This is a genomic window from Kitasatospora sp. NPDC094019, assembly GCF_044764505.1.
Lineage (GTDB): Bacteria > Actinomycetota > Actinomycetes > Streptomycetales > Streptomycetaceae > Kitasatospora.
The window spans coordinates 63567-81843 of the sequence record NZ_JBIWIF010000024.1 but is presented as its reverse complement, the minus strand read 5'-3'; the positions used below and the strand labels follow the sequence as shown (position 1 = coordinate 81843).

Annotated in this window: 18 protein-coding genes; 9 read left to right on the top strand and 9 right to left on the bottom strand. The window is 75.4% G+C overall.

The window, feature by feature from the left end; all coding sequences use genetic code 11:
- The first annotated feature begins 53 nt into the window (after window positions 1–53).
- Complete coding sequence (gene pxpB / locus ACIQ9P_RS35075; RefSeq protein ID WP_402365541.1) at window positions 54–677, top strand: 5-oxoprolinase subunit PxpB; 624 nt, start codon at window positions 54–56, stop codon at window positions 675–677.
- On the top strand, window positions 674–1564 hold the full coding sequence (locus ACIQ9P_RS35070) for a biotin-dependent carboxyltransferase family protein (protein WP_402365493.1): 891 nt from the start codon (window positions 674–676) through the stop codon (window positions 1562–1564). The genes pxpB and ACIQ9P_RS35070 overlap by 4 nt, the downstream gene beginning before the upstream one ends.
- Here the strand turns inward: ACIQ9P_RS35070 and ACIQ9P_RS35065 are convergent.
- Window positions 1545–2510 carry an aminoglycoside phosphotransferase family protein gene (locus ACIQ9P_RS35065; RefSeq protein ID WP_402365492.1) on the bottom strand — a complete coding sequence of 322 codons (966 nt, stop codon included), beginning with the start codon at window positions 2508–2510 and terminating at the stop codon, window positions 1545–1547. The two genes, ACIQ9P_RS35070 and ACIQ9P_RS35065, sit on opposite strands and share 20 nt — an antisense overlap.
- Window positions 2511–2611: 101 nt before the next feature.
- Window positions 2612–3373 carry an alpha/beta fold hydrolase gene (locus ACIQ9P_RS35060; RefSeq protein ID WP_402365490.1) on the bottom strand — a complete coding sequence of 254 codons (762 nt, stop codon included), beginning with the start codon at window positions 3371–3373 and terminating at the stop codon, window positions 2612–2614.
- A gap of 150 nt (window positions 3374–3523) precedes the next feature.
- Here ACIQ9P_RS35060 and ACIQ9P_RS35055 point away from each other — a divergent pair, with 150 nt between their 5' ends.
- Window positions 3524–4057, top strand: a complete 534-nt coding sequence (locus tag ACIQ9P_RS35055) for a PadR family transcriptional regulator (RefSeq protein ID WP_402365488.1) — start codon at window positions 3524–3526, stop codon at window positions 4055–4057.
- Between the two features lie 143 nt (window positions 4058–4200).
- On the opposite strand, the gene ACIQ9P_RS35050 is transcribed toward ACIQ9P_RS35055, so the two are convergent.
- Window positions 4201–4773, bottom strand: a complete 573-nt coding sequence (locus tag ACIQ9P_RS35050) for a DUF4396 domain-containing protein (protein WP_402365539.1) — start codon at window positions 4771–4773, stop codon at window positions 4201–4203.
- Window positions 4774–4907: 134 nt separating this feature from the next.
- Between ACIQ9P_RS35050 and ACIQ9P_RS35045 the strand changes: the two genes are divergently transcribed.
- The gene (locus tag ACIQ9P_RS35045) at window positions 4908–5603 is read left to right on the top strand and encodes a class I SAM-dependent methyltransferase (RefSeq protein ID WP_402365487.1); all 696 of its coding nucleotides are present in this window, start codon (window positions 4908–4910) and stop codon (window positions 5601–5603) included.
- A gap of 288 nt (window positions 5604–5891) precedes the next feature.
- Window positions 5892–6737 (top strand): undecaprenyl-diphosphate phosphatase, encoded by an 846-nt coding sequence (locus tag ACIQ9P_RS35040; RefSeq protein WP_402365537.1) that lies wholly within the window; start codon window positions 5892–5894, stop codon window positions 6735–6737.
- Between the two features lie 112 nt (window positions 6738–6849).
- Here the strand turns inward: ACIQ9P_RS35040 and ACIQ9P_RS35035 are convergent, their stop codons facing one another.
- A complete protein-coding gene (locus tag ACIQ9P_RS35035; RefSeq protein ID WP_402365485.1) occupies window positions 6850–8358 on the bottom strand; it encodes a HEAT repeat domain-containing protein in 1509 nt (502 codons plus the stop codon).
- A gap of 368 nt (window positions 8359–8726) precedes the next feature.
- On the opposite strand from ACIQ9P_RS35035, the gene ACIQ9P_RS35030 reads away from it, so the two are divergent.
- On the top strand, window positions 8727–9086 hold the full coding sequence (locus tag ACIQ9P_RS35030; protein WP_402365483.1) for a PAS domain-containing protein: 360 nt from the start codon (window positions 8727–8729) through the stop codon (window positions 9084–9086).
- A 78-nt stretch (window positions 9087–9164) separates the two neighbouring features.
- Here ACIQ9P_RS35030 and ACIQ9P_RS35025 read toward each other — a convergent pair whose 3' ends face one another.
- Window positions 9165–10649 (bottom strand): hypothetical protein, encoded by a 1485-nt coding sequence (locus ACIQ9P_RS35025; protein ID WP_402365481.1) that lies wholly within the window; start codon window positions 10647–10649, stop codon window positions 9165–9167.
- A 476-nt stretch (window positions 10650–11125) separates the two neighbouring features.
- Here ACIQ9P_RS35025 and ACIQ9P_RS35020 point away from each other — a divergent pair, with 476 nt between their 5' ends.
- Window positions 11126–12343, top strand: a complete 1218-nt coding sequence (locus tag ACIQ9P_RS35020; protein ID WP_402365479.1) for a phosphotransferase — start codon at window positions 11126–11128, stop codon at window positions 12341–12343.
- A 72-nt stretch (window positions 12344–12415) separates the two neighbouring features.
- Here ACIQ9P_RS35020 and ACIQ9P_RS35015 read toward each other — a convergent pair whose 3' ends face one another.
- The 3 genes from ACIQ9P_RS35015 to ACIQ9P_RS35005 all read right to left on the bottom strand — a co-directional run bounded on the left by ACIQ9P_RS35015 (window position 12416) and on the right by ACIQ9P_RS35005 (window position 15805).
- A complete protein-coding gene (locus tag ACIQ9P_RS35015; RefSeq protein WP_402365477.1) occupies window positions 12416–13690 on the bottom strand; it encodes an acyl-CoA dehydrogenase family protein in 1275 nt (424 codons plus the stop codon).
- A gap of 642 nt (window positions 13691–14332) precedes the next feature.
- On the bottom strand, window positions 14333–14827 hold the full coding sequence (locus ACIQ9P_RS35010) for a hypothetical protein (RefSeq protein ID WP_030396879.1): 495 nt from the start codon (window positions 14825–14827) through the stop codon (window positions 14333–14335).
- 741 nt (window positions 14828–15568) lie between these two features.
- Window positions 15569–15805 (bottom strand): DUF397 domain-containing protein, encoded by a 237-nt coding sequence (locus ACIQ9P_RS35005; RefSeq protein ID WP_375928856.1) that lies wholly within the window; start codon window positions 15803–15805, stop codon window positions 15569–15571.
- A gap of 255 nt (window positions 15806–16060) precedes the next feature.
- On the opposite strand from ACIQ9P_RS35005, the gene ACIQ9P_RS35000 reads away from it, so the two are divergent.
- Both ACIQ9P_RS35000 and ACIQ9P_RS34995 read left to right on the top strand, forming a co-directional pair.
- Window positions 16061–16600 carry a PTS-dependent dihydroxyacetone kinase phosphotransferase subunit DhaM gene (locus ACIQ9P_RS35000; protein ID WP_402365475.1) on the top strand — a complete coding sequence of 180 codons (540 nt, stop codon included), beginning with the start codon at window positions 16061–16063 and terminating at the stop codon, window positions 16598–16600.
- 175 nt (window positions 16601–16775) lie between these two features.
- Complete coding sequence (locus ACIQ9P_RS34995) at window positions 16776–17705, top strand: NAD-dependent epimerase/dehydratase family protein (protein WP_402365474.1); 930 nt, start codon at window positions 16776–16778, stop codon at window positions 17703–17705.
- A gap of 34 nt (window positions 17706–17739) precedes the next feature.
- Here the strand turns inward: ACIQ9P_RS34995 and ACIQ9P_RS34990 are convergent, their stop codons facing one another.
- A complete protein-coding gene (locus ACIQ9P_RS34990) occupies window positions 17740–18228 on the bottom strand; it encodes an NUDIX hydrolase (protein WP_402365472.1) in 489 nt (162 codons plus the stop codon).
- Window positions 18229–18277: the final 49 nt, after the last annotated feature.

Sequence of the window (18277 nt, the reverse complement as noted above, 5' to 3'; positions counted from 1 at the left end):
CGGCGGGCGAGGCACCGGGCGGACGGGCCGTCCGCCCGGCCGACGACGACCCGGTGCTGCGGCGGGTCGGTGAGCGGGCCCTGCTGGTCGAACTGCCCGACGCCGCCGAGGTCGCCGCCCTGTACGGCTGGCTGCGCGCGCGACGGTCGGCCGGTGAGCTGCCCCCGGTGGAGGAGATCGTGCCCGCCGCGCGCACCGTCCTGCTGGACGGCGTGAGCGACGTCCCCGCGCTCGCCCGGCTGCTGCGCACCGCCCGCCCGGACCGGGCCGCCGCCGCCTCCGGCCCGCTGGTCGAGGTGCCCACCGTCTACGACGGCGCCGACCTCGCCGAGGTCGCCGCCCGGTGGGGCGTCCCGCCCGAGCAGGCCGTCCGGATCCACACCGCGCCCGAGTACGTGGTGGCGTTCTGCGGCTTCGCCCCCGGCTTCGGCTATCTCACCGGCCTGCCGGCACGCTACGAGGTGCCGCGCCGGGCCACCCCGCGCAGCGCCGTCCCGACCGGCTCGGTCGCCCTGGCCGGGCCTTACACCGGGGTCTACCCGCGCTCCTCCCCCGGCGGCTGGCAACTGCTCGGCCGCACCGACCTCGCGCTGTGGGACACCGCCCGCACCCCGGCCGCGCTGCTCGCCCCGGGCACCCGGGTGCGCTTCGTCCCGGTCCGGGGAGGCGCGGAGTGACGGCCCGGGCGGCCAGGGCCGACGGGGCCGACGCGCTGTTGGTGGTGCGGCCGGGCCCGCTGACCACGGTGCAGGACCTCGGACGGCGCGGCGTCGCGCACCTCGGGGTGCCGAGGGCCGGGGCGCTGGACGAACCGGCCCTGCGGGCGGCCAACCGCCTGCTCGGGAACGACCCCGGGGCGGCCGCCCTGGAGACCACCCTGGGCGGTGTCGCGGTGCGGGCCCTGCGACCTCTGCTGGTCGCGGTGACCGGTGCCCCCTGCCCGGTCCGGGTGGACGGCCGGCCCGCCGCCTGGGGCGCGCCGGTCCCGGTTCCCGCCGGGGCGGTGCTCGACGTCGGCACCGCGACCGCCGGGGTGCGCGCCTACCTGGCCGTCGCCGGCGGGATCGCCGTCCCGCCCGTGCTCGGCAGCCGCTCGGCCGACCTGCTCTCCGGGCTCGGCCCCGCCCCGCTGTCCGCCGGTGACCGGCTGCCGGCCGGCCCCCGGCCGCGGCACCGGGCGACGCCGGACCTGGTCCCGCTGCCCGCTCCCCCGCGGGAACTGGTCCTGCGGCTGCGACCCGGCCCCCGGGCCGACTGGTTCACCCCGGACTCCCTGGCCCGGCTCGCCCGCGACACCTACCGGGTCGCCCCGGCCGGCAACCGGATCGGGCTGCGCACCGAGGGCCCGCCGCTGGTCCGCGCCCGGTCCGGTGAACTCCCCAGCGAGGGCATGGTGCTGGGCGCCGTCCAGGTCCCGCCGGACGGGCTCCCGGTGGTCTTCCTGGCCGACCATCCGACGACGGGCGGCTACCCCGTCGTCGGCGTCGTGCCCCCCGCGGACCTCGCCGCCGCCGCGCAGGCCCGCCCGGGCACCCCGCTCCGCTTCACCCTCCGGTCCGGGTGACCCCCGAGCCGCCCCGGCTCCCCGCCAGCGCCTCCGCGATCGCCCGCTGCGTGCCGTCGATCACGGGCTCGCCGTCCTCGATGTCCCAGAGGGCGGCCTGCAGGACGCGGGCGAGGGTCCAGCGGACGGCGCGGGGGCGGTCCAGGGCGAGGCGGTCGGTCAGCAGGTCGAAGCGCAGCCGCAGGGCGCGCCGGAGATCGCCGGTGGCGGTGAGGTCGGACCAGCGGTTCCGCAGGGCCGGGAGGAGTTCGAAACCCGGGTCGCCGGCCAGGGGTTTGGGGTCGATCGCGAGCCAGGGGGCACGGGGGTCGGGGCCCGGCGGGGCGAGCACGTTGCCGTGGTGCAGGTCCCAGTGCAGCAGCCGGTCGCCCGGCTCGGGCCGGACCTCGCGGAGGGCGGCCGCGAGGTCCGCCAGCAGCCGGCGGTCGGCCTCCGCCGCCAACCGCTCGCGCGCGGCCGGGGCCTCCGCCAGCATGCCGTCCGCGACCTCGGCCAAGGTCCTCAGCCCCGGCGGAGCCCGATGTACCGTCAGTTCGCCCAGCAGGTCGGCGAGGACGCGGGTGGCGGCACGGTCGTCGGGGAGGGCGAGCAGGGAGCGGGCCGGATCGAGGCGCTCCAGCAGCATAGATCCGGTGTCCGGGTCGTGGTCGAGCAGACGGACGGCGCCCCGGCCGTTCCAGGCCCGCAGGGCGAGCGGCTCGCCCGCCGTCTCCCCGTCCACGCGCTGGAGTTTGAGCACGGCGCGGGAGCCGTCGGCCCGCAGCACGGGCAGGACCAGGCCGACCACGCCGTGCGCGGGCGGTCCGTCGAAACGCAGCCCCCAACGGTCCGCCGAGGCCGCCGCCAGCGCGGGCAGTCCGTCGGCCCAGGCGCGGCCGTCCGCGCCGTCGCACTCGACGAGGGAGGCGACCAGCGCCTCGGGGACCTTGATCGGCACGACGGGCACGCTCCGCACGGAATCGGTGGGCGACGGACGGGGATCGGCGGGGGCGGACGGGAATCGGTGGGCGACGGACGGGGATCGAACGGGGCACCGGCAGGACGACGCTACGCCAGCGCGGCGGCGGTGGCCCGGGCGAAGCCGTCCGGATTGTCGATCATGATGTTGTGCCCGCAGTCCGGCACCGCCGCCAGCACCACCCCCGACTCCCGGAGGGACTCCGCGCCGGCCGGCTCGCCGTCGACCTCGGGGAAGAGGAAGGTGCGCGGCACCTCCAGGCCGCGCAGCTGCTCGCGCAGGGTCGGGACGGTCGCCCGGCAGCGGTGGACGGCCGTGCGGTGCAGCGCCTCGGGCCCGGCGAGCCGCATGGTGGCCCACCAGAACGGGCCGGACCACCGTTCGACCTGCTCCCACCCGCCGGCCAGGTACTCCTCCTCGGTGAAGGTGGCGAGCCCACTGCCGCCCGCGGTCCGGGCCGGGGCCACCGGATCGAGGACCGAGTCGACCAGGACCAGCCGGTCGACCAGGCCGGGGTGCCGGTGGGCGAGCAGGATCGCGACCGCGCCGCCCAGGCTGTGGCCGATCACCTCGACCCGCTTCGCCCCGGCCGCCCGGACGGCCGCCGCGACGGCGTCGGCGTGCGCCTCCAGGGTGTAGGGGAAGTCGGTGGGGCGGTCGCTGACGCCGAAGCCGAGCAGGTCGAGCAGCAGTGCGCGGTGCCCGGTGAGCAGCGGGTGCGCGGCGGCCGCGGCGTAGTAGACGGGCGAACTGGAGCCGAGGCCGTGCAGGTAGAGGCGGACGGGCTCCTGGCCGGGGATCTCCACCCAGCGGATCCGGTCGCCGTTCGGGGTGACGGTGGCGTCGCGCACGGTCGTGCTCCTTCTGCTGTCGACAAGGGGCCCCGGGCAGGCACTGCCGGGGGCGCCTCCCGGTTCCTCCGGGAGCGGCGAAGTGACCATACCTCGACATCGAGGTACAGCAACACCGATATATCTCGTCGGATCTGGCAGAGTGGGCCCATGCTGAGACTCGCGATCCTCGGGTTCCTCCACGACCGGCCCCTGCACGGCTACGAACTGCGCCGCCACCTCGCCGCGCTCACCGGCCACGTGCGGCCGATCAGCGACGGCACGCTCTACCCGGCGATCAAGCGACTGGAGGCCGACGGGCTCCTCGTCCGCACGACCGAACCGGGCGCGGCGGCCGCCCCCCGGCACACCCTGCGACTCACCGACACCGGCCGGGCCACCCTGCTGGACCGACTGCGCACCCCGGACGAGCTGGACGTCAGCGACGAGAACCGCTGGTTCACCGTGCTCGCCTTCCTCCGCCACCTCGACGGCGAACCGGCCGCGCAGGCCGCCGTGCTCCGACGCCGCCTCGCCTTCCTCGACGAACCGGCCAGTTTCTTCTACGACGGCGACCGACCGGTCGCCGTCGAGGAGACCACCGACCCGTTCCGCCGGGGGATCCTGCTGATCGCCCGCGCGACCACCGCCGCCGAGCGGGACTGGCTGCACACGACCCTCGCCGAACTCGACCACCCGGCCTGAACCGGGACCCCGGGGCCCTTGCGGGGAACGGGGCCGGGCCACCGGACTCGGCACGCGAGAACGCCGCCGCCCGCGCCGACCCCTGCGGGAGGGGTCGGCGCGGGCGGCGGCGTCCGGTGCGGCGGGCAGCGCCGGCGGGCCGGTCAGTGCTGGTGGTAGGCGTGCACCACGGCGTGACCACGCCCCTTGCCGATCATCCACCGGTTGACCGGGACGGTCAGGACGAAGGCCAGGGCCAGCGAACCGGCCAGGGCGAACCAGAACAGGACGTCACCGAGACCCGCGTCCATCGCGCCGGGCACGGTCACCATCACGGTGTTGTCGATGATCTCCATGACGATGATCGAGACGGTGTCGGCGGCCAGCGCGACCTTCACCGCGGTGCGGACGTCCAGGCCCGCCCCGAGCACGCCGCGCATGGTCAGCGCGTAGCCGAAGACGAAGGCCAGCAGGACCGAGAGCACCACGGTGCCGCCGTTGTGCAGGCCGAGCGCGGTGCCGAGCACCATGCCGAGGATCTCGCCGATGGCGCAGCCGGTGAGGCAGTGCAGCGTCGCCTGCGCGGCGGCCGCCCAGGTCACACCCCCGCCGCCGGTCGCGTGGTGGGCGTGGCCGTGCTCGCCCTGGTGCCGGTGCTCGTGCTGCCGGTGATTCTCGTGGTGCTCGTGCTGCTCGTGACCGCTGTGCTGCCGCTCGTGCTGGGCGGGGTGCGCCATGTCGTCCTCCACGTACTCGTTCCTTCGCCGTGCTGCCCGGCTCGTCGACGACTCTATACCCCCTGGGGGTATCCGCCAACCCTCGACCACCCGCCCTCTTCCCCCCGTGCGCCGCCCGTGCTCGGATGGTTCGCATGACCGACGAACGACGTGAGGGATACGCCGGCACCGGCCCCGGGGCGATCACCCCGGACGGATGCGCGGTCGAGCTGTACGAACGGCTGCCGGTCCGCGACGAGGTCGAGGTGATCGCCGGCGCCGTGCCGCCCGGCGCCAGCCTGCTGGAACTCGGCTGCGGCGTCGGCCGGATGACCCGTCCGCTGGTGGCGCGGGGCTTCCGGGTGACGGCCGTGGACGAGTCGGCGCCGATGCTGGAACGGATCCGCGGGACCCGCACCGCGCTCTCCCCGATCGAACGGCTGGACCTCGGCGAACGCTTCGACGTCGTCCTGCTCGCCTCCTTCCTGGTGCACGCCGGCAGCCTCGCCGTCCGCCGGGGTCTGCTGGAGACCTGCCGCCGGCACGTCGCCCCGGACGGCTGCGTGCTCGTCCAGCGCGAGGGCGAGGACTGGCAGACGAACGTCCCGCGCGAGCGGGCCCTCGGGGAGAACGGCCTGGTCAGAGTGGAATCGGCCACACCCCTCGGCGACGGGGTGAACCGGATCCACGTCGTGTACGAGTTCCCGGACGCCCGGTGGACCCAGACCTTCCCGTCCCGTCCGATGGACCGGACCGAGTTCGAACGGGCTCTGGCCGAGGCCGGACTGACCGTCGACGCCTATCTGACCGAGGACCGGACCTGGGCCCGGGCCCGGCCGACCGCCGCCTGAGCGGCGGGCGGGCGAAAACGGAGGAAGCCGGGAGGAAGCGGGGAGGAACAGGGCGACGGACGGTGTTCCGGAGGTGGGCCGGGCGAAAAGCTGTCACCCGAACGGCGTAGCATCAGGCGGACGCCGGGCCCGCGCGCGGCCCGAGCGCCGGGCGGGACCGGTCGTTCGCCTGCCATCGGACCGCGCCACTGGACCGCGCCGACCGGTTCGCAGGGCCGTTCCCGCACCGACCAACAAGGAACGCTTCATGCGCATCGACCGACGGACACCCCGGGCGGGTGTCCGGTGATCGACTGGTTCCACGGGGCCGTCCTCGGCCTGATCCAGGGGCTCACCGAGTTCCTCCCGATCTCCTCCAGCGCCCACCTGCGCGTCTTCCCCGCCCTGTTCGGCTGGCAGGACCCGGGAGCGGCGTTCACCGCGGTGACACAGCTCGGCACCGAGACCGCCGTGCTGATCTACTTCCGTCGCGACATCGCCGCGATCATCAAGACCTGGACGCTCTCGCTGTTCCGGCCCGCGCTGCGCTCGCACCAGGACGCGCGGATGGGCTGGTTCGTGATCATGGGCACGCTGCCGATCGGCATCCTGGGCAAGCTGTTCCAGGACACCATCGAACAGGACCTTCGCGATCTGCGGATCATCGGTTCCACGCTGATCCTCTTCGGCGTGGTGCTCGCGATCGCCGACCGCACCCGGGCGGTCCGGCACGCCAAGCCGATCTCCGACCTGACCCTGCCGCACGCGGCGACGTACGGCATGGCCCAGGCGCTCGCCCTGATCCCGGGCGTCTCGCGCTCCGGCGGCACGATCAGCGCCGGCCTACTGCTCGGCTACAGCCGCGAGGCAGCGGCCCGGTACTCGTTCCTGCTGGCGATCCCGGCGGTGCTGGCCTCCGGACTGCTGGAGCTGTTCAAGATCGGTGAGGGCCCGGCACCGGCCTGGGGGCCGACCATCCTGGCCACCGTGATCGCCTTCGTGGTCGGGTACGCGGCGATCGCGTGGTTCCTGAAGTACATCTCGAACAACAGCTTCATGCCGTTCGTGATCTACCGGATCGCGCTCGGCATCCTGATCATCGCCCTGGTGTCCGTGGGCACCCTGGCGCCGGACGCCGGCGTGGTCGCGAAGTAGAACCGCGTTCCAGTCCGTCGGCCCCGGAACCCCGGGAACGAGAAGAGCGGGCCGGTCCACCCTCGTGGTGGACCGGCCCGCTCTTCTCGTCCGGTCGTGGCCCGGTGGGCGGCTACCGCCTGCGCTCGTGGGCGGCGGTGAGCCGGCCGCGGACGGCGGCGTGGACCTCGGCCTCCTCGGCCGGGTCGGCGGCGAGGCGGCGCAGGCGCTCCAGCACACGGGCGTCGCCGGTGGTGGCGACATGTCTCGCGGCGAGCTCCCGGGTGGACTCCTCGCAGTCCCAGAGGCACTCGACGGCCGGCCCCTCGGGGAAGTGCACGTCGGTCGCGGCGAGCGCCCGGGCCGCGCGGCCGCGCAGCTCCGAGGAGACGGCCTCGCCGTAGATGTGGCGCAGGACCGGGACGGCCTCGGCGGCGGCCAGCCGCCCCGCGCCGTCGACCAGCGTCCCGAGCCCGGCGTCGGCGCCGGACACCCCGCGGAGCAGGACCCAGCGACGCAGCCCGCCCACCACCAGCGGACCGTCGGCGGGCTCGCCCGCGTCGGCCAGCAGCCGGACGGCGGCCTCGCCGAGGGCGCTGTCGGCGCCCCCGGTGGCCGGATCGGCCCAGCGGCGGGCCTGCGCCAGCGCCTCCGGGCCCCGCATCCGTCCGAGCAGTTCCAGGGCGAAGCGCACCAAACGGTCGTCGACCTCCGCCGCGGCGGCCTCGATCAGTCCGGCCGCGGCCGGGTCCTGCCGATCGACGAGATGGCGCAGGGCCGCCCGGCGGGCACCGGGCAGACCGCTGCGGGCCGCCTCCAGCACCTCGGGCCGGTCCTCCGGCCGCACCACGGCGGCCAGGCAGCGGGCGGCGGCGGCGGCACGGCGGTCCACCGCGTCCGGACCGGCTCCGGCGTCGGGTGCGGACCCGGGACGGACCGGGCCGCCGGCGAAGGCCGCGGCGCCGAGGCCGCCGAGCTCGCCCTGGTCGGCCCAGGCCAGCACATCGGCGGTGGACCAGCCCGGGGTCACGCCGCTGCGGTTCAGCTGGCGCTGCCACACGTCGAAGGGGGCCTGCTCGCTGGCGGCCGCGACCCTCGGGTGGTAGGCGGCCCAGAGCCGCCAGGGCCTGGGCTCGTACGCGCTCCGTACGGTCTCACGCAGTTCGGCGTCGCCCTCGGGCCCCGGGGCGAAGCGGTCCAGCACGGCCGTCCCGAGCAGCAGCAGGCCCCGGTCGTCGTCGCGCAGCGCGAGCTCGTCCAGCGCCCAGGCCCAGTTGGTGCCGGTGGCGGCGTACTCGCGGAGCATCAGGAGCGCGTCCCGCCGGCCGTACGCGGCGAGGTGCCCCAGGACGGAGAGCGCGAGGCCGGTACGGGCCTCGTCCTCGTCCAGGAGGTCCTCCGGGGAGTGGAGGTGGTCCTCTATGCCGTCGAGCGGCGCCTCCAGTTCCATGTAGAGGCGCGCGTAGTAGAGGGAACGGTTCTCGACCTGCCAGTCGGCTCGCGGGTCGCTGGTGACGCACTCCTCCAGCGCGGCCATGGCCTCGGTGCGGTCGGCGGCCAGCGCATGGAGCTGCCCGTCACCGCGACCTCGCTGCAGGAGGCCGAGGAGGCTGGCACTGGGTGCTATCACTGGCTCGAACATGAGGTCAGCATCCGTTGCGGCGGTCGTAGTGGCAACGGGATTTCCGTCGCCGGGGTGTCTGGTGGGTACAGCGGTGGGCGCCCGGGCGCCGGAATCACCGAAGGTTACCGCCTCGGGCAGCCCGTCGCACACAGGGCGACCGGCCCTTTGTGCGCACTGGCATATGCCGGGGGAACTTTGACGGCGATCTGTCCAAATCGCCCACAAGGGTGAGACCGCTGTGCGACAGTCGATGCCACCACGCACCGGCCGCTCTCCACGAACGGACCACTGGACTCGCCATGCAGAACTCGCCCGTTCCCGGCCCACCACCCGTCGCACCCCCCGACGAGGGCGCGACGGACGGCGAAGGGCCGGTGGGCGAAAGAGTGGACAGCGCCATCCGGACCTCGACCGGCGCGGCCGTGATCGGCTCGGCCGAGTGGGACCTCCTCACCGACGACGTCCGCTGGTCGGCCGAGACCTACCGGCTCCTCGGCTGCGACCCCGGACACGGACCGCTCAGCCTCGACCGGCTGCCCGACCGCCTGAGCGAGGCGGACCGGCCGCAGCTGCGCCGGATGATGACCGACGCCCTGGTGCACGGCCGGTACGCCTTCGGCACCCTCCAGGTGCGGCGGCCTGACGGTGGGCACGGCATGGTCGAGTGCGCCGGCGAACCGGTGCTGGGCACCGACGGCACCGTCACCGCGCTGCGCATGCTGCTGCGCCCGGCGAACCCCTCCTGACCCTTCGCTCCGCCGACCCACGCCCGGTCCGCCCACCGCCCGGACCGCCCACCGACCCACCGAGCCGCCCGGCCCGGGTCAGACGCGCGCGGGCCGCTTCTTCGCGTCCGCCGCCCGCAGCTCCCGCCCCAGGTACTCCCGCAGCTCGTCCACCGCCGGCACCCCCCGGTAGCCCGAGGTCAGCCGGTACATCTCCCGCAGCCGGTCCCAGGTGCGGTGCGAGGAGTTCTGGCCGATCAGGCCCAGCACCTGCCGGCACTGGGCGACCGCCGCGTCGGGCTCCCCGGTGAGCCAGTGCACCGAGGCCAGGGTGATCCGGTCGAACAGCGCCGACCGCAGCTGCCCCGTCCCCTCCCGCAGCCGGACGACCCGCTCGGCGTGCCGACGGGCCGGTTCGGCGGCCTCCCGGTCGTGCTCGGCGAGCGTCCGCAGCACCAGCGCCTGCATCCCGCGCAGCTCCGCCTCGTCGAAGACCTGCATCCAGGACGGCGGCGGACCGTCCGGGTCCTCGGCGAAGAACTCCTCCGCCTCCCCCAGCAGCCGCCAGGTGGTCTGCGACTGCCCGACCGAGGCGTGCGCCCACGCCTCGACGGTGTTCAGCATGGCGCGCGTTCTCGGCAGCATCCGGCCGCCGCTCGCCTTCGCCGCCGCCATCAGCCCGATCGCCTCGTCCGCCCGCCCGAGGTGCACCATCTGGCGCGCGGCCCGGGAGACCGCCTCCCCGGCCCGGGGCCGGTCGCCGGCCTCCCTGGCCGCGTCCGCCGCCAGCATGAAGTACTTCTGCGCCGTCGGCTCCAGGCCCACGTCGTGCGACATCCAGCCCGCCAGCACCGCGAGGTTGGCCGCGACCAGCCACAACCGCTGCGTCACGTCCGGATTGTGCCGGTGCGTCAACAGGCCGCCGACCTCGTTCAGCTGGCCGACCACCGCCTTGCGCTGGAGACCGCCGCCGCGGGCCGCGTCCCAGGCCCGGAACACCTGCACCGAGCGCTCCAGCGCCTCCACCTCGTCGAGCCCGACCGGGCCCGGGTCGTACAGGTCCACCACCGGGCGGACACCGCCCTGGGCGAGTACCGGCCGCGGGCCGGGCGCCGAGGCCGCGTACGCGACCGCGTCCCCTCCCAGCCAGCCCTTCAGCGAGTCGGCGACGACCGCCCCCGCCGTGAGCGCTGCGCCCGCGCCCACCAATCCACGTCGGTTCAGCATGAGGTCCATTCCCGTGAACTCGGTGAGGACCGCGGCCGTTCGATCCGGCTCCCATGGTGACGAGGTGGCGGACTGCGCCGCTCCGGTCCTGGTGGGCCGGTGTCGTTCCAGACCGAGGTCCTCAGTGGTGACGACACGGCCGAGCCGCTCCGTGAACACGGCTGCCAGTACCCTCGGCACCGGATCGCGCGGGATCTCCCCCTGCTCGATCCACCGCCGCACCCGCGAGGTGTCGGTGGACAGCTGCTGCTGTCCCATCGCGGCACCGCGCCTGTTGACCAGCCGCGCGAGCTCGCCCTTCGACCATCCGGTCAGGACGAACAGATCGGCGAGTCGGGTGTTGGGTCCCCTGCTCACGTGAAGCCCCCAGGTTCCTCGGCTGGTTCGAGGCTAGAGGCTCCGTCATGTGCCGGGCGAGCATTCGCCAGGCTTCGCCAGGGTCCGCCACATTACCAACCACCGGCATCCGGGTGTCATGTAGAGGTGCGCCACCTCGACCCCCGGGTCGGGCGGTGTCCCAGGCCGGTACGGGGTTCCCCCGCACGGGTCGCGGGGACGCCCCCGGTCCTCACCCGAGGGGGTGGCGCGGCCGGGTGGCGCGGGGGCGCCGGGCACGGCCACGGCAGTACCGGCCGACCGCATTCCCCAGGGTGCGGACGGCCGGTCCACCGCCGCAGCACGGGGCTCCGGCCCCGGCGTCCGTGCCCGGCGCCCGCGCACCACCCGACCCAGCCAGGGCCACCGTCACGCCAGGAAGCACGCGGCACCGGCCCTCCCCGCACCCCCCGCGGGGCCGCACCCGCAGCCGGACAGGAAGGGACCACCCTCACCCCATGTACTCCTCAGCGACCTCCCCGACGCCGACCACGACCCGCACCGCGCTGCGCCCCCCCACCGCAGCCGTCGGCCGTCCCGGCCCGAAGCAGGTCCCGCCGTCCCGGCCCGCCGCCCCGCGCGCCGCCGACGGCCGGCCCGGGGACGCGCGGGGCCAGGCCGCCCGGACCGCACTGGGACTGCGCCCGGCCGAGACCGCCGTCCCCCGGCTGCCCGGCGCCCGGATCCCCGCCGTCCGCCCCGGCGACGGCCGACTGCTTCGCCCGCCGACCCGGCCGGGCCAGCCCGCGGTGCAGGAACGGATCGACCCGTCCGCCCTCCAGACCCCGACCGTCCGGGCCGCCCTCGCCGGGGTCGCGCGGATATGCCCCGCCTTCACCCCGCGCCAGGTGCTGCGCGAGGGCAGCCGCCACATCCTGGTGGCGGGCACCATCGGCCGGGCGCCGGTGGTGGCCAAGTGCCTCGCCCCGCAGGCCGTCCGGAGCGAGCACTTCGAACAGCTGGTCGCCGACTTCCACCACGAGGTCGCGGTCTACCGGGCCTTCGTCCGGCACCGTCCGCCGGTGCGGCTGCCCCGGCTGGTGGCGGCCGACCACGACCGCTGCGTGCTGGTCATGGAGCGCGTCCCCGGCCGGCCGGCGGCCCGGGAGCGCCACCCGGTCAACGCCCCGACGCCCGGCGAGGTGCGCGCGCTGCTCACCGCCGTCCGGACGCTCAACCTGTGGCGTCCGCCGACCGACGTCTTCCAGCCCCGGCTGGACTACCAGCTGGAGATCGCCCGCTACCACTCGGTGGGCCAGCTGACCGACCGGGACGCCGGCGACCTGCGCGGCCTGCTGCACGGACTCGGCCACGGTCCGCTCCAGCTCTGCCACGGCGACGCGCTGCTCAGCAACATGCTGCTGGCGCCGTCAGGACCGGTGCTGGTCGACTGGGAGCAGGCCGGCTGGTACCTGCCCGGCTACGACCTCGCGGTGCTCTGGAGCGTCCTCTCCGGGGACACCGCGGCCCGCCGCCAGATCAGCCAGCTCGCGCAGAGCGGCGGCACGATGGCGCGGGACGCGTTCCTGGTGAACCTGGTGCTGGTGCTGATGCGGGAAATCCGGCTGTACGACGTCCCGGGCGCCGGCGAGGAGCAGCGGATCATGATCCGCCGGCTCTACGACGACGCCGCGCTGGCCCGCCGGGCCGTCCGGGCCGCCGTCGGGACCAGGTGAGGCCCGCCCGGTCCGGCACCGGGCGGGCGGGTGCCCCCGCGGCCCGGGCGGGTCGTCTCCCGGTCCGGTCGGTCAGTGCCGCGCGCCGCGCGCCAGGGCGGCCCGACCGGCGGCCTCCAGGACGGCCTCGTCCGGGGCCAGATGGACCCGGCTGCTGAGCACGTCCCGCAGGTACCGTTCCAGCGGGTGACGCCGGCTCAGCCCCGGATTCCCCGTGAGCGACACGGCCTGCTGGACGGCCGCCGTCGCCGCCCGGGTGGCCAGCAGGTGCGCCGGCCCGGTCCGGGCCACCGCGTCCGGCTCCGCCAGGTCCACCCGCGCGGCCAGACCGCGGACGAGTTCCTCGGCGCCGATCAGCTGAGCCTCGATCTCGCCCAGCGCGCAGCGGTAGCGGGGCAGGCTGCCGAGCGGCTCGGTCAGATTGGCCGGAGTTCGCTGGTGCAGGAAGCGCACCAGCCAGTCCTGGGCCGAGCGGGCCACCCCGACGGCCACCGCGGAGAGCGCCAGATCGTGCCAGGCCCGAGCCAGTTCGGCCGCCGGGACCGCGCCCGCGGCGGCGGAACCGGCCGCGCCCTTTCCGGTACCGCCGCCCCTTCCGGCACCGCTTCCGGGCGGATTCAGGCCGAGGGCCAGTTCGGCGGGCACCCGTACCCCGTCGAGGACGACGTCGTGGCCGGCGCTGGCCCGCAGACCGACCTGGTCCCAGGTCGGGTCGACCTCCAGGCCCTCGCTCTCGCCGCGCACCAGGAAGGTGCCGGTCCGGGGCTCCGGTTCGTCGGTCCGGGCGGTCACCGCCATCCAGGCGAGCGCCTCGGCACCGGTGCAGTACGTCTTGCGGCCCGTCAGCAGCCACACCTCACCGTCCCATCGGGCCACCGTGGCCGGCGGTTCGCCCTCGCGGCTCCCGGGTTCCGCCCGCAGGGTGTTGACAAGGGCCGGACCGCGCCGGGACTCGGTGAGCAGCCGCCGGTAGCCGGCCGTCGGCCAGCCCGCCGTCCGGGCCTGCTCGGCGTGCTGGAGCAGGGTGAAGGCGGTGACCACGGCCACGGACGCGTCCCCGCGCCCGAGTTGGGCCAGCACCTGAACGGTGTCGGCGAGCGTGCCGCCGGGGCCGCCGTAGCGGGCGGCGACGGTCAGGGTCAGCAGTCCGGCCTCGTGCACCGCCTCGATGCCCTGGTACGGGAAGGTCGCGTCGCGGTCGTGCTCCTCGGCCCGGGCGGCCAGCAGGTCGACGACCCGGGGCAGCCCGGCGAGGGCGGCCGCGACGGGGGAAGGGACGGAGCCGGAGGACGGAACGGAACCGGGGGACGGGGTGGCGGGCGACTGGTCGGCAGCGACGGTACTCATGGGGCTGGGGCCTCCGGGGCGGCAGCGTGGGCTCGGGGTCCGTACCCGCCAGCGGGGCGTGGGGCCGACGGCCGGCGCGGCCACGCCTCCGCTGTCGTCGGGGGCTCGGCCGTTCCGCTGTCGGCGCCGGCACCCCCGGCGGCTGGTGCGGGGAAGGGCGGGCGGAACGCCGGGACGGGCGCGCGGTACCTGGTGGCGGCCCGGGACTCCGGCTGGACGCCCGCCCCTGGACCCGGGGTCGGGCGCGACGGCCCCCCGCGGGTCGGCGCCGGCCGCTCGGCCGGGCGCCCGCCGCCTCGGGGACGAATCCCCCTCAGTGACCCGGACACGCCGCGCTGGCGGTGCGCCGCAGGTCGAGGTAGCTGCGACGGGTCAGCAGCGGGAGACGGCACGGCATGTTCGCGACTTTACGAAGGCGTGATCGAAGCCGTCAAGCAGCGCCCGAGGCCCGGGACGGGGCGCGGCACCCGGGTCGGAGCGGAAACCGTGGCGGACGTCGTGGCCGGTGCCGCGCCGGACGTCGTGGCGAGCGGCTCGACGGACGCCCCGCGGGGCGGTCCGGATCTCCGGGCGTCCGGACGCCCCGGCGGGCAGCGGAAGGGGAACCGGAACGCTGCCCTCCGGGGCAGCGGCCCGGCCCGGTCAGCCCTGCTGGAACATGTCCGCGGGCAGCGGCTTGAGCAACTGGTAGAGATCGTCCGAAATCGGTCGGTCCCAGGAGGCGATCGTGACCTGCACACCGTCACTCCGGCCGAACTGGGCACAGAAGACCCGGCCCTCGCTGACCTTGACCTTCTTCACGATCAGCAGATCGTCCCCGAGCATGACGGGGAAGTCCTCCGCCGAGACGAAGTCGACCGGTTCCTCGTTCTCCAGTGCGGCGAGCAGTTGGCGTACCTCGAAGGGCACACTGTCGCCGGTCTCGCGGGCCGGCGAGCCCTCGGGGAGGTTGCCGATGAACATCGCCGGGCCTCTGCCGCCGAACAGGTCGTAGCGCAGGAAAATCCCCTGGCAGGCGCCGTCCGGGCCGGTCATCATGGCTGCACCGAAGTCACCGGGCCAGTCGCCCGGGTCCATGGCGAGCACGTCGAAGTCCGGGCCGGTGGGCTGACCGGAGCGACGGCGGAGAAAAGACATGGGAACATCGTACGTGCCCACCACACCGCGCTCGCGGGGTGGGTGGGGCGCCGGACGGAGATCCACGCTCAGAGACCAATGTTGACTCTGAGCAACCGTCCGGGCTACGTTCGGTTCAGCACGACAGCCGTTCTGGGTTTCACCCTCCGGGGGGACGGTCTGTCGCAACGCGGCCCTACACGCGTTTTCCTCACTGTGCACACCGTCGTGCCGAGCACCCAGCTCCGCCGTCGCACCGCACAGCACACAAGCCAACAGTTCCATGTTCACAAGCAAGGTCCGCGGGGCCCCGGCCCGTCGCTCCCGCGGACCTGCTCGGGACGCCGCCGCGTGGGGGCGTGCGGGTCCCGAGCACGGTGCCGGCCCTGAGTCGCTCTCGGGATCGGCGCCATCCTCCCGGCGACTGCCGGCCCCTTGTGGGCCGGGACCGGCCGACGCACCCCCGGTGCGCAGAGGGATGACTGGGAGGAGGCTCGGCAGCGCTGCCGGGTCGCACAGCAGGCGCCGTGTCTGGCCGCGTGGGGGCGGTGGGCACGGCGTCTGCCTGTGTTCATACTCTGAGCTGCGTTTGTCCAGCAGTCAACAGAAATTATGACGGGGCACGCTCAAATGTGATCGGAACGATGACCGGCGGAGACCTTCACGACCGGTCGGCCGTCCCCGGACACCCCCGGGGGTGTCCGGGTGCCGCCCCCGACGGCTCGGACCGGCACCCGGCGGGGGCGGTACGCCCGGATCCGGTCAGGTGAGGTCGAACTCGCCGTCCCGCGCGCCGAGCACGAAAGCCCGCCACTCCCCCGGCGTGAACACCAGGATCGGGCCGTCCTCCTGACGGCCGTCCCGCATGCCGATGTACCCGTCCACGAACGCGATCTGGACGTCCCCGACACCCTGGCTGCTGAAGAGCCAGGTCGCCCCGGTGAAGTCCACCTTCGGCTTCCCGCTCGCGGCGAGCTCCACCGCCTCGGTCGCCTCCACCCCGGTCCCGCTGTTGGCTGCCACTGCTGCTCTCTCCTCCCGACGGCCTGAACGGGCCCAGCCTAGTCACCGCCGCGGCCCCGGTCAGCGGGATCACCAGGTCCCGCCCGGCCGGAGGGGACGAACCACCGGCGGCGGGCGGACGCAGCCCCGAACACCCCGGCGCACCCCGGGGGCGCGTGTCCCGCCCACGCGCCCGGCGGGCGAACTGCCAGAGTGTGGGGAGCCCCCACCGAACGCGCCGAGGAGCAGCCGATGAGCCGCCGGGACGGCACCCGCGCCGATGTCATCCCCATCTCCGAGGCCGCCTCGGCGCAGCCACCGGCGCCCCGCACCCCACCCGCGCCCACCCCGCTGCCCCGGCCCTCACCCGGCCGGCCACCCGTCCACGGCCGGGTCGGGATCGTGCTGGTCTCGCACAGCCAGGAGCTCGCCAACGCCGTCCGCGCCCTGGCGCTCGCGCTGACCGCTACCCCCTCCCCCGCCCCGGTGGCCGGCACCGGCGGGGACCTCGTCGCCGGACCCGGCATCAGCGCGGTGCTCGTCGCGGCCGCCACCCGCCGGGTCGACCAGGGGCACGGCGTCGTCGTCCTGGCCGACCTCGGCGGCGCGGTGACCACCGTGCGGGCGCTGCTCGCCGAGGCCGACGAGCACGGTCTGCCGTTCCCGGTCCGGTTCGCCAACGCCCCGTTCGTCGAGGGCGCGGTGGCCGCGGTGGCCACCGCCACGGCCGGCGGCGACCTCGCGGCGGTGCTGGACGCCGCCGAGGAGGCGTACCGCCAGCCCAAGGGCTGACCGCGACCGGGTGCCGACGGTACGGGGCGGCAGCGTCCGCCCTCCGCCCGTGTCCGCCCTCCGCCCGCGTTCCGGCCGTTCTCGGCGTTCCGGCACACGGCGGGTGACGGCGCGGCTACCATCGGCGCGGGGCCGGCCGAGCGGGCCGGGTCGTCGCGAGGGGGGAACCTCAGCCATGCGTGTGGTCGTCACCGGCGGAGCCGGATTCATCGGGGCCAACCTGGTCCGGGCCCTGCTGGACCGACCCGAGGTGGACCAGGTCCGGGTGGTGGACAACCTCTCCACCGGGCGGAAGGCCAACCTGGCCGGCACCGGGGCCGTGCTCCACGAGGGCTCCGTCCTCGACCCGGCGCTGCTCGACGAGGCCCTCGACGGCGCCGACGCGGTGGTCCACCTCGCCGCACTGCCCTCCGTGCCGCGCTCGGTGGCCGATCCACTGGCCAGTCACCACGCCAACGCCACCGGCACCCTGGAGGTCCTGGAGGCCGCCCGTCGTGCCGGGGGCCTCTACGTGGCCGCCGCCTCCTCCTCCTCGGTCTACGGGGCCAACCGGGAGCTGCCCAAGCGGGAGACCATGCGCACCGCGCCGATGAGCCCCTACGCGGTCAGCAAACTCGCCACCGAGGCGTATCTGGCGGCCTACCACCACTGCTACGGGCTGGGCGTGCTGCCGCTGCGGTTCTTCAACGTGTTCGGCCCGCTGCAGCCCGCCGGGCACGCCTACGCGGCGGTCGTCCCGGCCTTCCTGGACGCCGCGCTCGCCGGACGGCCGGTGACCGTGCACGGCGACGGCGGGCAGAGCCGGGACTTCACCTACGTCGGCACCGTGACCCAGGTGATCACCGACGCGGTGCTGCGCCGGGTCGTGAGCGCGGACCCGGTGAACCTCGCCTTCGGTACCCGCACCTCGCTGCTGGAACTGGTCGGCGAACTGGAGTCGGTGCTCGGCCACCCCGTCGAGGTCGCCCACACCGAGCCCCGGCCGGGCGACGTCCGCGACTCGCAGGCCGACAACGCGCGGCTGCGCGGACTGTTCCCCGACGTCAGCCCGGTCCCGCTGCGCGAGGGCCTGGAGCGCACGGCGGCCTGGTTCCGCACGCTCTAGGGCGCCTACATCCAGGACGTCGGGGGCCCGAGCCTCAGGGGCGCTGCGCGCCGTCCCACCGGAAGGCCGTCTCGGCCGCGCCGGAGACCGCCCGTTCGATCCAGCCGAGTTCGCGCTCGCCCATCGGCGGCAGCGCGTCCAGCGGGTACCAGCCCACCGCGAGGGTCTCGTCCTCGTCCGCCTCGATCTCCCCGCCCAGCGGGCGGCAACGGAAGACGACCTCCAGGTACTGCGTCACATCGCCGTTGGGGTAGGTGATGTCCGGCGAGACGGTGAGCGCGACGAGCCGTTCGGCAACGGTCGCGATCCCGGTCTCCTCCAGGCACTCCCGGACCGCCCCGTCGGCCGGCTGCTCGCCCGGGTCGAGGATGCCGCCCGGGGGCGCCCAGTTGCCGTCGTCCGCGCGCTGGACGAGCAGCACCCGGCCCTCGTCGTCCAGGACGACCGCGGCCGCGGCGCTGAGCCAGAGCTTGCGGGGGCCGACCACCGCGCGGAGTTCGGCCAGGAATTTCGGAATCGCCATGCCCCGGAGCCTATCGGGGCGCCGGTCGGGGCGCCCGGGCGCCCGGGGG

What these genes read in the sequence shown, in the direction of transcription:
- ACIQ9P_RS35045 (WP_402365487.1), top strand. Translation starts at nt 4,908, where the DNA reads ATGACCGACGAACGACGTGAGGGATACGCCGGCACCGGCCCCGGGGCG.
- ACIQ9P_RS35000 (WP_402365475.1), top strand. Translation starts at nt 16,061, where the DNA reads ATGAGCCGCCGGGACGGCACCCGCGCCGATGTCATCCCCATCTCCGAG.
- ACIQ9P_RS35015 (WP_402365477.1), bottom strand. Translation starts at nt 13,690, where the DNA reads ATGAGTACCGTCGCTGCCGACCAGTCGCCCGCCACCCCGTCCCCCGGT.
- ACIQ9P_RS35035 (WP_402365485.1), bottom strand. Translation starts at nt 8,358, where the DNA reads ATGTTCGAGCCAGTGATAGCACCCAGTGCCAGCCTCCTCGGCCTCCTG.
- ACIQ9P_RS35010 (WP_030396879.1), bottom strand. Translation starts at nt 14,827, where the DNA reads ATGTCTTTTCTCCGCCGTCGCTCCGGTCAGCCCACCGGCCCGGACTTC.
- ACIQ9P_RS34995 (WP_402365474.1), top strand. Translation starts at nt 16,776, where the DNA reads ATGCGTGTGGTCGTCACCGGCGGAGCCGGATTCATCGGGGCCAACCTG.
- ACIQ9P_RS34990 (WP_402365472.1), bottom strand. Translation starts at nt 18,228, where the DNA reads ATGGCGATTCCGAAATTCCTGGCCGAACTCCGCGCGGTGGTCGGCCCC.
- ACIQ9P_RS35055 (WP_402365488.1), top strand. Translation starts at nt 3,524, where the DNA reads ATGCTGAGACTCGCGATCCTCGGGTTCCTCCACGACCGGCCCCTGCAC.
- ACIQ9P_RS35020 (WP_402365479.1), top strand. Translation starts at nt 11,126, where the DNA reads ATGTACTCCTCAGCGACCTCCCCGACGCCGACCACGACCCGCACCGCG.
- ACIQ9P_RS35050 (WP_402365539.1), bottom strand. Translation starts at nt 4,773, where the DNA reads ATGGCGCACCCCGCCCAGCACGAGCGGCAGCACAGCGGTCACGAGCAG.